Below are 12413 nucleotides of genomic sequence, written 5' to 3'. Positions count from 1 at the left end.
TCCAGACTCCTACCGCACCAACCTTGAAAAGGTCGTGCGGGTCGAACACCCTCGGTCTGCGCCTAACCTCCGGCGCCGCTACCCAACGATGCTGTGTCGGTGCAATGCAGCTACTACAGGAGTTGATCCATCAGCCGGAACACCAATGGCGTGTCCGACAGTTCTGTCGCGGGTAGCGAGTTCACACCCAACGTCAACGCACTACTCCCACTCACAGAACTTTCATTGCAGTGTAAAACCGACCACGATGTCGGTAATAAGCTACTGCAGGCTGTGACTCGTCGCAGCGTCGGACCTGACTACGCTCACCTGCTCAGTCGACTGCGGTGAAACCCTTCGCCCGATCCTCGTCGCCGACGCTCCACAGGTTGGTCGACACTTCCGCTTTCACGAGGGGAATCACTTCTTCGGCAAAACGGCGCAACGTATCCTTCTGCTGCTCGAAGTCGAGGACGTGATTGACGGATACGGATTGGAAGTCGTGACCGTAACTCTCGTAGTAGTCCAGGATCTTCTCGGCGACGCGCTCCGAGGAGCCCACCAAAGCGGGGCCACGGTCGACGGCTTCCTCGATGGTCCGGAAGCTCGTGGACTTACCGACCGCTTTGGGGTCGTGCTTACGCTTGTCAGCCTGCGCGACAGCACCCTCGTAGATGGGACGGAATTCCTCGACGGCTTGTTCGGTCGTGTCAGCGAGGAACAGCCCACCCGAGCCGGAGCCGACGTACGCACGGGAGGGATCGTGGCCGTGAGCGAGATACTGCTCTCGATAGTGGTCGATGAGCACCTTGTAGTTCTCGCGGGGCTGGAGCGCATTGGCCGTAACGATGGGATCTCCCCACTTCGCTGCAAGTTCCACTGCCTCGAAGGAGGTCGCGGACCCGTGCCAGATGCGGAAAGGCCCGTCGTACGGACGCGGTAGCGTCGTTGCGTCCTCGAGGGAGGGCCGGTGGGTACCCACCCACTTGACGTTTTCCTCGCTGATCAGCAGTTTGAGGAGTTCGTAGTTCTCGGTCAGGTATTCGTACTGCTTGGAGATATCGAGTCCGAGCAGCGGGTACTGCAGCACCTCGTTTCCCTTGCCGATCACGATTTCGAGGCGCCCGCGGCTGAGCTGGTCGATGGTTCCGAAGTCCTCGGCCACCCGAATCGGGTCCAGCAAAGACAGGACGGTGACGCCTGTCGAGAGCAGAATTCGATCTGTGGCCTGCGCAATTGCACCCAAGATAACCGTCGGCGCAGAGGACAGCACCGGGCCGGCGTGACGCTCCCCCACCGAGAAGGAGTCGATGCCCAGCTCTTCGGCGAGAACGGCGAGTTCGACCACGCGATTGAGTCGGTCAGAGGGTGCTACTTCCTCTCCGGTCACTGGATGGGGTGGGTTGAAGATGATGTCCAGAACCTGAAAACGCATGACCCGTCTTTCTCGAGACCGCCGCACGGCGCCTGTCCCTCGACACGCTAGTTCGCTTGCCTCCAGCGAACCGCCGTGGCAGCGCAACCCTCAAGCCGGAAGAACAACGAAACATGCACTGCTTCAACAGTTCTCCACAAATACCGACAAGTAGGAAGGTTAAACTCTCGCCGATCCGAAATGCACTCCGACGGTCACACATTCCCGCCAGGTAGGACCTGCGTCACGGGCTAATCGAGCGCACGGTAAACATGAAGGACATAGAAACAGATTCCTTAATCGGTAAACGAGGTACTACAGATGAACGGTGCAGCTGCCATCGGCGATGGCATATTCCAGATTCCGGTGCCCATCACCGACAACCCACTCGGTGCAACGCTGGTGTACGCGATGGAGTCCCCGAACGGCCTGATCCTGGTTGATGCGGGTTGGGACGACGACAACGGCTGGCAGGGCCTCAATGCCGGGTTGGCGGAGATCGGTCATTCGGTCACCGATATCGAAGGCGTTGTTGTGACCCATTTCCATCCGGATCACACCGGGTTGTGTGGTCGCGTGCGTGAGGCGTCGGGTGCCTGGATCGCGATGCATGAGGACGATCACGACCTGTTCAACAAGATGGCCAGCAGCAAGGGCGAAGAGTGGATGGCCTACCAGCTGTCCAATATGGCCAAGGCCGGAGCCCCTGAGGCCGATCGCGAAGCATTCCGGCAGGCAGCCGACGGAAACCCACCGACGAGCGCGGACTCCGCTCCCGACAGGATCCTCTCGGACAACGAGATCATCAGCCTCACCGGCCGCGGACTCCGCGTTGTCTACACACCAGGCCATACCCCCGGGCATGTCTGCTTCTATCTCGACGACGCAAACGTCATGTTCACCGGCGACCACGTCCTGCAGAAGACAACGCCGCACGTCGGCAACTTCACGTACCCCCTCGAGGAACGCGACGCCCTGGCCGATTTCTTCGCGTCTCTACGACGCGTCCAGACCATGGACATCACGCGTGGACTCGGCGCACACGGCATCCCCATCGACAGCGTGGGTGGCCGCGCGGGTGAGCTGATCGAGCACCACGAGGAGCGCCTGGATCACCTACTCGAGGCATTCGGCGATCAGAAGCTGACGGTGTGGGATGTTGCGGCACATATGAAGTGGTACAAGCCGTGGTCGGATATCTCTCCGCTGGGCAAGACCATGGCACTGTCCGAGGGTGCCGCACATTTACGTCATCTGGTTGCGCGCGAGCAGGTTACGCAGGTTTCCGATACGGAACCGGCGTTGTTCGCCCGTACGTACTGAAATGACCGGTCAGGGCCGACAGCACAGCCGGCCCTGACCAGTGTCTCGATAGCCGAGCCCTGTCGGCACCCCCTGCAATACTTCGCAGATGATTACGCGCAGCGCAGGTCAGCACGTATTTATCGCTCTCGGTACACCCTGGCTCGACGCCGTGGTGGCATTTCTCGAACCCAAGGCCAAAGTCGATCCGTGGAGCTTTCACGGCGATATGGCGGCCGGCGACGTCCTGATCACCGTCTTGGACGCCGATCCCCGAACTGTCCTTTGCGCGGAAACCCTGACAGCGCCGTTCGCCGACGGCATGGCTCGCCTGGAAGTGAGCGAAAACTACGACACTTTCTCTCGACTTCCGCTGGTTCCGGACATCGAAAAGGCAATATCAATCCAATTCCCCAGCGAGACAGGTCAAATCGACGACGCACTCGGTGACCGCATCCTGTGGGCGCTCCACTCCGCCGTCGGTCTCGATTCCTTCGAAATCGACACCACGGACCCAACGTCAACCGCTGCGCACGCCCGCACCCTACTCGGCAGCTACGGCTCATGCACCGCTTGTGATGCGCCGCTACGTTTGAATAAGTTCACAGCCGGGGATTCGATGCATTTTCACTCGGCGCCGCGCAGCTTCAGACAATTCGAGCCCGGAGACGACTGTCCGGCCGTTCTGTGCCGAAAATGCGCGGGCAGAATTGCGTCATCCGCTTACACGAACCTTGTCGAATACATGGTCTCGACACACCCGCCATGCCCGCAGTGCCGGGCTCGCTGGACCTCGCGCTGTTCCCCGGGAATGCCGGCCTACCTCCACAACGAAAGACCCTGGATCTCGGTCACCGGTTGCGTCGTAGGCCCGAACACTCCCCAATGGAGTTGCCTTAAGTGCCACCACTCGTGGGGAAAGATGTTCGAGCTGCCCCCTGAACTCGACGAGCGCGTTTGGTGACCGCACAATCGGCCACCAAACGCGCTTCGTTGTCAGACGCTCTACATCAGATCAGTTCGCGGCAAACCCGGGGAGCCGCTCGATGTCCGCGACGATCGAGAACTCGGACGCGTCGCCCTTGATGATGCGGCTGGATTCACCGTGGACGTCCACCGGGACGTCCCCGGCCAACGTCACTCGGTGCACGCTGCGCGCCTGGGTTCCGTAATCGGAGACGCCGTAGTGCTGGGTGGCCTGGTTGTCCCAGATCGCCAGATCCCCGGCCTCCCAGGCCCAACGAACTGTGTTTTCCAACTTGATAACTCGTGCCTGCAGTAGCTGGAACAGCGCAACCGACTCCGACGGCTTGAGTCCGACGAACTCCTTCACGAAGTGACCCAGCAGCAGGGTCTTCTCCCCGGTTGCCGGGTGGATGCGAACCACCGGGTGCTCCGTTTCGTAGATCTCGCGAGTGAACTCTCCGTAGTTGGTCAGACGCTCGCCCTCGCCCTGCTTCACCTTGTCGACAATTTCGGAGTAGTCGTACGCATTGGTGTGCACGGCCCGTAGGTTCTCGACCAGAACCTTGAGCGAATGCGGGAGCTGGTTGTAGGCGGCGGTCGTGGACGCCCACGTTGTTGCTCCGCCGTACTCGGGAATCGTCGTGGGGCGCAGGATCGATGCCTTCGGGATACGGTCGATGAATGTGACGTCGGTGTGCCAGCTGCTGGCCGCCCCGTCGAGAACCAACAGCTTGTTGTCGGCAGACTTCAGCGTCGGGTGGGTGGTGGTCTGCGTGCCAAGTGTGCCGGCAAATTCGTACTGCGACACGTCATCGAGATGCTGCTGACCGCGGAAGAATACAACCTTGTGGGCGGCGAGTGCGTAGTTGATTGCGTACGCGGTCTCCGCGGACAGGTCACCCGAAAGGTGAACGCCGTCGATGCGTGCGCCAATCAGCTCACCCACCTTGTGGACGGTGATTCCGCCTGCGGCGTAGATCTCTTCAGGGGTGAGTGCGACGCGTTCGAGTTCGGTGATAGACATGAAATTCTCCTGTGAAGTGAGAGTGAAGGGTTGTGTGTCGTGCGAGCGTATCGGTCAGACAGCAACAGTCAGGCTTGGCTCCACTCGAGTAGTTCCCCGTCCTTCGCGCTGGCGCAGCGGGTCCGGAAGCGGCACCGCTGCAACCAATCTCCTGGTGTAGTCCTGGCGCGGTGAGCTGAATACCTCCGCAGCGGGGCCATCTTCGACCAATTCCCCGCTGCGCAGCACCGCTACCCGGTCGGCCACCTGATGGACGACGGCCAAGTCGTGGCTGATGAACAGGCATGCGAACTTGTATTCCTCTCGTAGGTCGGCAAATAGTGAAAGAACGTCGGCTTGGACTGAAACGTCGAGCGCACTGGTCGGCTCGTCGGCAACCAACAGTCGTGGTCCGAGTGCGAGTGCTCGCGCCAGCGCCACCCGCTGGCGCTGACCACCGGACAGCTCTCCCGGTGCCCGGTGAGCAAATGACTTGGGGAGACGAACGGATTCGAGCAACTCCTCGACCTTGTTCCGAAGCAGGGCCCCGGTAGCAAAGCGGTGGACTTCGAGGGGTTCACCGATGCTCTGCCCGACGGTCCGCCGGGGATCGAGTGACGCCGCCGGATCCTGATGGACAAGTGCCATACCCTTACGCAGACCTCGAAGATTCGCTGCGGATATCGTGCCCAGGTCGGTTCCGTCGAAGCTCACGGTGCCACTGCTGGCCCGAATGACACCCAGCGCGCTGCGCCCGAGAGTTGTTTTCCCCGAGCCCGACTCACCGACCAGACCCACTACTTCACCAGGCCGCACACTCAGGCTCACCTGATCAACAGCCCGAAACGCCTTGTTACCCAGACGGGCCGGGTACACGATCGAGACGTCGTCGAACCGGAGAATGGGCTCGGTGAGCGCGCGCTCGACATCATCGACCAGCGCAACTGCTGGTTTGGCGTGCTCGGCTTCCGGCAGCCGAGGCACCGCTGCCAGTAGAGCCTGCGTGTAGCTCGCCCGCGGTGACGCAAACAGATCGAAAACCGACTGCTGTTCCACCACCTGACCGGATTTCATCACCAGCACGCGATCGGCGATATCCGCAACGACTCCCATGTTGTGTGTGATCAACAGAATCGCCGTCTCCGACCGATCGCGCAGATCCCGCAACAACTGCAGGATTTCGGCCTGCACCGTCACATCGAGCGCAGTCGTCGGCTCATCTGCGATCAGCAGATCCGGCGAACCCGACAGAGCCAGCGCAATAACTACGCGCTGCTTCTGGCCGCCCGACAGCTGATGCGGATACCAATCGACCCGACGCTCCGGTTCCGGAATCTCCACCATCCGCAGCAGTTCGACGGCGCGGGCCCGAGCGTCGGCACGGGATATCTTGCCGTGCGCCCGCAGAACCTGAGCAATCTGCCACCCCACCTTCTGGACGGGGTTGAGTGCGGTCTGGGGTTCCTGAAACACCATTGCGGCGCGGGTGCCGCGCACCTTGTTCAAGGTTGCCTCGTCAGCTCCGAGAACCTGCTGACCACCGAGTTCGATCGAGCCGCTTGCCTGAGCCCCTTCCGGCAGCAAGCCGAGGACTGCACGCGCTGTGAGCGACTTACCCGATCCGGATTCTCCGACCAGTGCCAGAATTTCACCCTGTGCCACTTCGAGATTCACCTGATCGACAACGGTGGTTGATTCATGTCGGCTATCCGCGGTACCGAACCGGATCACCAGATCCTCGATGGCGAGGACCGCCTGCTGCTTTACTGCGTTCATGCTTGTGTCCTTGAAGTGGTCGTTTAGGCGGCGTCAGATCCGACGAGCTTTGCCGAGCGCCTGGGCGATCAGGAGGAAACTCAAGACCAAGGCGGAGACGATGATCAGCGGCCCGACGGCGTAAGCGGGATTGACGTCGAGATTGGGGATGGCATCGGAGATGATGGACCCCAGTGACGGATCCGGCGGTCGCACGCCGATACCCAGGAAGCTCATCGCACTTTCGGCAAATACGGCCACCGACATCGACAGGGCGATCTGCACGCTCAACGGTTCGACCACGTTGGGCAGCACATGTTTACGCAGTACCCACCAACGGCCGGCCCCGATCACTTCAGCCGATTCCACGAACGGTAGCTCACGAACTTTCAGCACGCTGGTACGTACGAGCCGCCCGAACATAGGGATCTCGGCGGCCACGATCACCGCGACCACCGGAAAGATACCGGGACCGGTAATCGCCACCAGCGTGATCGCGAGAATGAGCAGCGGAAAAGCAAGGATCACATCGAAAATACGTTGAGCGATGACATCGGCAACCGGGTTGATGCTCGAGATCAAGCCGGCAAGCGAGCCGATGATCGCACCCAACGGCACCGCAACAAGGACGATGACCAGGTTGATGCGGATGCCGTACAGCGAGCGAGTGAAGACGTCGCGGTTCACCTGATCAGTGCCGAACCAGTGTTGTGCGCTGGCGCCCAACAGGTTTGCGCCCTCGATCTGTTCGTTGGGTCCGTAGTTCGTCAACAGCGGTGCCGCGATGCCCGCCGCTGCGATGACCAGCACGATCAGGACACCCGCAAGTCCCTGGCCGTGAGTCAGCGCGTCACGAACCGGGTGCGAACGTCGAGTCTGCGTGTCCTGGCGTTGATCAACGACAGTCATTACTGTCCTCCAATGCGGATACGCGGATCGAGGTAGGCGTGCACGATGTCTGTCAGCAACTGAATCAGCACGAAGATCGTGACCGAGAGCAGCAGAAGCACCTGCACCACCGGGTAGTCGCGCCGACCGATTCCCTGCTGAATCAGTTGACCGATTCCCGGCCAGGCAAAGATGGCCTCGACCAGCACGGCTCCACCAAGGAGATGCCCGGTCTGAATTCCGAGGACAGTCAACATGGTCGGCAGCGCGTTGCGTAAAGCGCTGCGGGTCACCAGGTTCCAGCGCGTGACTCCCGCAGCCTGAGCGGTGATCACATACTGCTGCGCCATCTCGGTGCGCAGGGCCTCCGAGAGAAATCTGGTCAGAGCGGCTGTGACCGGCAAGGCCAAGCACAGTGCCGGAAGCACCAAATACTGCAGCGTGATGTCGGGGCGAGCCAGGTACCCGCCCGGAGGAACACCACCGGAAGGCAGCACCGGGATCAGCACCGCAAACACCAGGACCAGTAGAACACCCGTCACAAAATTGGGCAGCGCGACAGAGAGCGTGTTGAGCACGTTCACCACACTGGTCAGCCACTTCTTCGGCCAGACCACCACGGCCACACTGAGAATCAGGCTCAACGTTACCGCTAACAGCAATGCGCTGCCGGCAAGCACCGCAGTATTGCCCAACCCGGCCAGCACTAGATCCGAGATCTGGCCACCGAGGACAAACGACCGACCCAGATCCAATGTCAAAACGTCGCCGATCCACGACAGGTACTGAGCGGGGACCGACTTGTCGAGACCAAGCGAATGACGAATCGCCTCAATCGCTTCCGGCGTGGCATCGGGACCGGCCAGCGCCAAGGCCGGATCACCGGGAACCAGTCGCATTACCGAGAAAATCAACAACGACGCAAGAAAGAGAACCACTACCGCCGACGGTAGTCGGCCGACAACATAGCGAAACATGTTCTCCCCTAAGCCAGGAAGGTGTTGGCGAACTGCGGCTGACGGCCCTTGGTCCACGCAAGATCATGCACGGTGGAAGCAGCCGATACCTGCGGAACCACCACACCGATCTCGATCAGGAACAACTCTTCCAACAGTTGGGTGCCGAGGTCCGCGTACAGCTTCTTTGCAACGTCGCTCGAGCCGTCGGGCACCTGCCACGCTGAGTCGGCGGCCGCGGAGTATGCCGGCGAACTGAACTTCGACGCATTGTGCGCGGCATTGAAAGGGTAGGCGCTGACGGTCAGCGTCGACGGAACATACTGCGCAAAGGTGTGACTGGTCAGCCACAGCCCCTTGAACTCTGCGCCGATCAACTGCTTGAAGAAGATAGTCGCTTCGACTGGGTCCAACTCGACGCGAATTCCCGCTTCAGCAAGATTGGCCTGCACGATCTGGGCTGCCGCTTCGAAGTCCGGGCTGGCACCCGTGTACGTCAACGGAATGGTCGGCAGTGTTCCCACCTCACTCACCAGTGACCGAGCCTTGGCAACGTCACGCGTATACGTGGAGTTCTTGGCCGCGTCGTATGCGGGCGACGACTTCGGCCACGGCAGGTTCACGGCGTAGCCTGCGTCGCGGTACACCTCACTCATGATGCGATCCCGATCGATGGCATACGCCACGGCTTTCCGGGTTCGTACATCGGTCAATCCCTCAGCCGTGACGTTGGCGCCCAGATACGTCTGCAGTTCCGCCCCGTCGAGAGCTGAAGTTGCGAAACCGCTTGTCTTGCCAACTGTCTGAGAATCACGGAAGGTCAACGATCCCGGGGCGACGAGCGCAACCTGACCTGATTTGAGAGACGTCAGACGGGCTTGTGAATCGGGGACGATACGAGCCTCGACGCGGTCGAGGAAGGGACGCTCCGCAACCCAGTAGTTCGGATTGCGATCGAAGGAGATCGAGCTGTTCGGGGTGCGCGAGGCGAAGACGAACGGTCCTGTCCCGATGAAGGATTCACCGCTGACCGCCTTGTCGAAGGTCTCCGAGTCGAAGATCGGCGCCAGGTCCAGCAAGTCGAAGATGTTACCGGTTCGGTGTGCGAGCGTCAGCACCAGCTTTTTCGGATCCGAGGAGTCGAAGCCCGTGATGGTGGCCGCTGTGCTGCGCAGCTGTGCGGAGAACTTGGGATCGGCGTACGTACGCAGCGAAAACTCCGCATCCGCAGAGGTGAACGGGCGGCCGGTGTGGAAGGTGACGTCGTCGCGCAGATTCAGCGTCAACGTCAGACCGTCGTCCGAGAGCTTCCAGTCCTTGGCGAGAAGAGGTTGCGGCACTACGGAATCGATCGGGTAGCGGGTCAATGTCTCGAAGACAAGCCCGGAGATGGTAGTGCCGGCAATTGTTGTGCTGGTCAAAAGAGCAGATGGGCTGACATCGTCCGGAATTGCCAGGGTGAGCGTGCCGCCGGGCACTGGTTCCACCGATTCCCCTGCATCGGAACGCTGTTCACCAACGGCAGAGGAGCACGCAGCGAGCGATCCGGTACCAAGAATTGCGAATGCGGCAATAGCGCTGCCACGGAAAAAGGCACGGCGATCAAGCCCAGCCGTCGGAAATGACGAGTTCACGGAGGTGTGGTCCTTCGTATGAGGGTGCGCAGCGACGCGCGCTGAGCGCGGCACGCAAAAGGGAAAGTGGTCGTCCTGGTGGCCTCGAAGAACCCGAACCGTGAAGTTCAGTGGGCAATGAGGGCTACACCAGCCGGTGTGGCGCTGAAGAAGTCAGCGCAGACATCGCAGAGGGACGGACACGGTAAACCTTCCGGTCAGATTCAAGGCGCTTGCCTTCGTGAACACACTTAATCATTTCCCCTTATGTTGGGGAAATAGTTGGACTCACGGTGATTCGAACTCACGAATAATAGGCCCGCTCAACGAGACCGGACCTACTATTCCCAGCTCACCGCGGTAGCATCCGGAAAGTCCGCCCTAATACCAAGGAGACAGATGCAGCCCGAAAGCCCAGCCGAGCAGATCCGAACCGCACTCGCGCGGATCGCTCACCTCGCCGATACGGGAACAGTCGACGATTACGTCGAACAATTCACTCGCCAGGCCGAATGGACAATGCCGGCCAACCCCGACCGTGGGTTGCCGCTCCAGGTACGACGCGGCCGCGAGGAAATCGCTGCCGGTGTTCGCGAACGCCGCGCTGCGGGAATCCAAGGACCGGGCACCTTCACGCGCCACGTCACCACCGCAATCGCCGTCGAGATCACGTCGGACACTTCGGCCCGCGCCGAAGCGGTGTGGACGTTTTACGTCGACACTGCCACGACGCCTCGTCTCAGTGGCGTCGGAAGTTACGCAGACGAGTTCGAACTCGAAGACGGTCGCTGGCGATTGTCACGGCGCGTCATCGCTCGCGGCTGACGGTCAATCCTCTTCACCGGTGATCGACTCACACCAGTCTTCGACCTGGTCGATCCCCTCCTCCGTCCACTCCGGGCTCTGATCCTCCAAGGCATCGAAGACACTCTCGCAGGTCAGCGTGTTCGGCAGGCTATCCGAGCCCGGAGCAACCGAGCCCTCCGCGGACGCTTGGGCAGACGCTTGGGCAAGGGGACCGGCAACCAGTGCAACTGCCACTGCACCGGCTCCGACCAGGCTTTTCACACGCATGGTCTTCCTCCTCCAGGACTGTCGACGTTAGGTGCCGACGTTTTCGGAGTACCCCGATCCCCACGCGCTATTCGCCCATGTCATCGCGGCGCCACAAGAGCACGATCAGCCGGAATTGCCAGACCAAGGTTGTCTCGTAGCGTCGTTCCTTCGTAGTCGGCGCGCAGAACGCCACGATCCTGCAGCAGCGGTACTACGTCGTCGACAAACTCGTCCAATCCTGTTGGTACAAGGTGCGAACCGAGGATGAATCCATCCGAACCGTCGTTCTGCACAAACGAATCGATCTTTTCGGCAATCTGTTGCGCAGTACCGACTATCGGCCCGCGCTCGAACTGATCGATCACGACCTCACGCAGATTCAGCTTCTTGTTCTCGGCCACAGCGCGCAACTTCGCGACGGTCTCGAATCGGTCCTGATGGATGAATGCCCGTCCTTGAATGATCGGGGATGCTTCGGGATCCGGTGCGATATCAGGTAGCGGTCCTTCCGGGTCGTAACCCGAAAGATCGAGATTCCAGATCTGCTCGAGCAGGATCAACGCAGTCTGGCCTGTTACTTGCTGATCGCGAATGTCACGGTACTTCTCGATAGCATCAGCCTCGGACGTGCCGAGCACAAAGCTCGCCGACGGCAGAATCTTGATGTCACCCGGATCACGCCCGGCTGCAACAGCACGGGTCTTGATGTCCCGATAGAAGTCCGACGCCTCAGGCAGTTGCCCGTACGGCGAGAATATCGCGTCGGCATTGCCGGCCGCAAAATCCCGCCCCTGCGGCGAGACACCAGCTTGAAGAATGACCGGGCGACCCTGCGGACTGCGCGGAACAGTGAACCGACCGTTCACATCGAATTGTGATCCGTGGAAAGCGAATTCACCAGCCTCTACTCGCGCGAGGAAACGACCGGAATCCTTGTCTGCGACGATGTCGTCGCTGCGCCACGAATCCCAGATTTCACGGACGAGTGCGACGGTTTCCTCGGCGCGCTCGTACCGCTGCGCGCGATCGAGGTAACCGCCGCGACGGAAGTTCTGCCCGGTGAAGGCATCGAACGACGTCACGACGTTCCAGGCCGCACGGCCACCGGACAGTTGATCGAGTGTCGCGAACTGTCTGGCCAATTCGTACGGTTCGTTGAACGTCGAGTTGATGGTGCCGGCCAATCCGAGGTGTTCGGTTACTGCCGCCAATGAGGCGAGCACCGTGAAGGTATCCGGCCTGCCGATGATGTCCTGATCGAAGATCTGTCCCGCGCGTTCGCGAAGTGCCAGTCCTTCTGCCAGGAAGAAGAAGTCGAATTTTCCGCGCTCGGCGGTTCTAGCGGTGTGTTCGAAGGAGTCGAATTCGATCTGGCTGCCCGCCTGCGGATCCCACCACGCCGTGTGATGGTTGACGCCGCCCAGGTAGGCACCCAAGATGACCTGCTTACGCTGCTGAGAACTCATGAAAGTATTCCTCGT

The 12413-nt window shown here is 60.7% G+C and carries 11 protein-coding genes; 3 read left to right on the top strand and 8 right to left on the bottom strand.

The features are described 5' to 3' along the window. Positions 1-313: 313 nt before the first annotated feature. On the bottom strand, positions 314-1414 hold the full coding sequence (locus RG2_RS25995; protein WP_033236008.1) for an LLM class flavin-dependent oxidoreductase: 1101 nt from the start codon (positions 1412-1414) through the stop codon (positions 314-316). 300 nt (positions 1415-1714) lie between these two features. Here RG2_RS25995 and RG2_RS25990 point away from each other — a divergent pair, with 300 nt between their 5' ends. Both RG2_RS25990 and RG2_RS25985 read left to right on the top strand, forming a co-directional pair. Next, positions 1715-2716, top strand: coding sequence for an MBL fold metallo-hydrolase (locus RG2_RS25990; RefSeq protein ID WP_033236007.1), 1002 nt, complete (start codon positions 1715-1717; stop codon positions 2714-2716). 88 nt (positions 2717-2804) lie between these two features. Next, the gene (locus tag RG2_RS25985) at positions 2805-3659 is read left to right on the top strand and encodes a hypothetical protein (protein WP_033236006.1); all 855 of its coding nucleotides are present in this window, start codon (positions 2805-2807) and stop codon (positions 3657-3659) included. Positions 3660-3710: 51 nt separating this feature from the next. On the opposite strand, the gene RG2_RS25980 is transcribed toward RG2_RS25985, so the two are convergent. The 5 genes from RG2_RS25980 to RG2_RS25960 are packed head-to-tail and all read right to left on the bottom strand — an operon-like array spanning position 3711 to position 9897. Next, complete coding sequence (locus tag RG2_RS25980) at positions 3711-4685, bottom strand: TauD/TfdA dioxygenase family protein (RefSeq protein ID WP_033236005.1); 975 nt, start codon at positions 4683-4685, stop codon at positions 3711-3713. 54 nt (positions 4686-4739) lie between these two features. Continuing rightward, positions 4740-6440, bottom strand: coding sequence for a dipeptide ABC transporter ATP-binding protein (locus tag RG2_RS25975; RefSeq protein WP_033236004.1), 1701 nt, complete (start codon positions 6438-6440; stop codon positions 4740-4742). A gap of 33 nt (positions 6441-6473) precedes the next feature. Beyond that, positions 6474-7328: an ABC transporter permease gene (locus tag RG2_RS25970; protein ID WP_033236003.1), complete on the bottom strand. Its 855-nt coding sequence runs from the start codon at positions 7326-7328 to the stop codon at positions 6474-6476. Then, the gene (locus RG2_RS25965; RefSeq protein ID WP_033236002.1) at positions 7328-8284 is read right to left on the bottom strand and encodes an ABC transporter permease; all 957 of its coding nucleotides are present in this window, start codon (positions 8282-8284) and stop codon (positions 7328-7330) included. Before RG2_RS25965 ends, RG2_RS25970 begins: the two co-directional genes overlap by 1 nt. An 8-nt stretch (positions 8285-8292) precedes the next feature. Further along, the gene (locus RG2_RS25960; RefSeq protein WP_033236001.1) at positions 8293-9897 is read right to left on the bottom strand and encodes an ABC transporter substrate-binding protein; all 1605 of its coding nucleotides are present in this window, start codon (positions 9895-9897) and stop codon (positions 8293-8295) included. 378 nt (positions 9898-10275) lie between these two features. On the opposite strand from RG2_RS25960, the gene RG2_RS25955 reads away from it, so the two are divergent. Beyond that, positions 10276-10701, top strand: a complete 426-nt coding sequence (locus RG2_RS25955) for a nuclear transport factor 2 family protein (RefSeq protein ID WP_033236000.1) — start codon at positions 10276-10278, stop codon at positions 10699-10701. A gap of 3 nt (positions 10702-10704) precedes the next feature. On the opposite strand, the gene RG2_RS25950 is transcribed toward RG2_RS25955, so the two are convergent. Beyond that, entirely contained in the window at positions 10705-10950 is a 246-nt protein-coding gene (locus tag RG2_RS25950) for a hypothetical protein (RefSeq protein WP_033235999.1), read from the bottom strand. Between the two features lie 80 nt (positions 10951-11030). Next, positions 11031-12398 carry an NtaA/DmoA family FMN-dependent monooxygenase gene (locus tag RG2_RS25945; RefSeq protein WP_033235998.1) on the bottom strand — a complete coding sequence of 456 codons (1368 nt, stop codon included), beginning with the start codon at positions 12396-12398 and terminating at the stop codon, positions 11031-11033. Positions 12399-12413: the final 15 nt, after the last annotated feature.

It is taken from the genome of Rhodococcus globerulus NBRC 14531 (assembly GCF_001894805.1).
Classification (GTDB): domain Bacteria; phylum Actinomycetota; class Actinomycetes; order Mycobacteriales; family Mycobacteriaceae; genus Rhodococcus_F; species Rhodococcus_F globerula.
Note: the sequence above shows the minus strand (reverse complement) of the source record. Positions and strands in the feature narration are given on the sequence as shown.

Coding starts and splice junctions, on each gene's coding strand:
- RG2_RS25985 (WP_033236006.1), top strand. CDS start 2,805: ATGATTACGCGCAGCGCAGGTCAGCACGTATTTATCGCTCTCGGTACA.
- RG2_RS25965 (WP_033236002.1), bottom strand. CDS start 8,284: ATGTTTCGCTATGTTGTCGGCCGACTACCGTCGGCGGTAGTGGTTCTC.
- RG2_RS25945 (WP_033235998.1), bottom strand. CDS start 12,398: ATGAGTTCTCAGCAGCGTAAGCAGGTCATCTTGGGTGCCTACCTGGGC.
- RG2_RS25970 (WP_033236003.1), bottom strand. CDS start 7,328: ATGACTGTCGTTGATCAACGCCAGGACACGCAGACTCGACGTTCGCAC.
- RG2_RS25980 (WP_033236005.1), bottom strand. CDS start 4,685: ATGTCTATCACCGAACTCGAACGCGTCGCACTCACCCCTGAAGAGATC.
- RG2_RS25950 (WP_033235999.1), bottom strand. CDS start 10,950: ATGCGTGTGAAAAGCCTGGTCGGAGCCGGTGCAGTGGCAGTTGCACTG.
- RG2_RS25975 (WP_033236004.1), bottom strand. CDS start 6,440: ATGAACGCAGTAAAGCAGCAGGCGGTCCTCGCCATCGAGGATCTGGTG.
- RG2_RS25990 (WP_033236007.1), top strand. CDS start 1,715: ATGAACGGTGCAGCTGCCATCGGCGATGGCATATTCCAGATTCCGGTG.
- RG2_RS25995 (WP_033236008.1), bottom strand. CDS start 1,414: ATGCGTTTTCAGGTTCTGGACATCATCTTCAACCCACCCCATCCAGTG.
- RG2_RS25955 (WP_033236000.1), top strand. CDS start 10,276: ATGCAGCCCGAAAGCCCAGCCGAGCAGATCCGAACCGCACTCGCGCGG.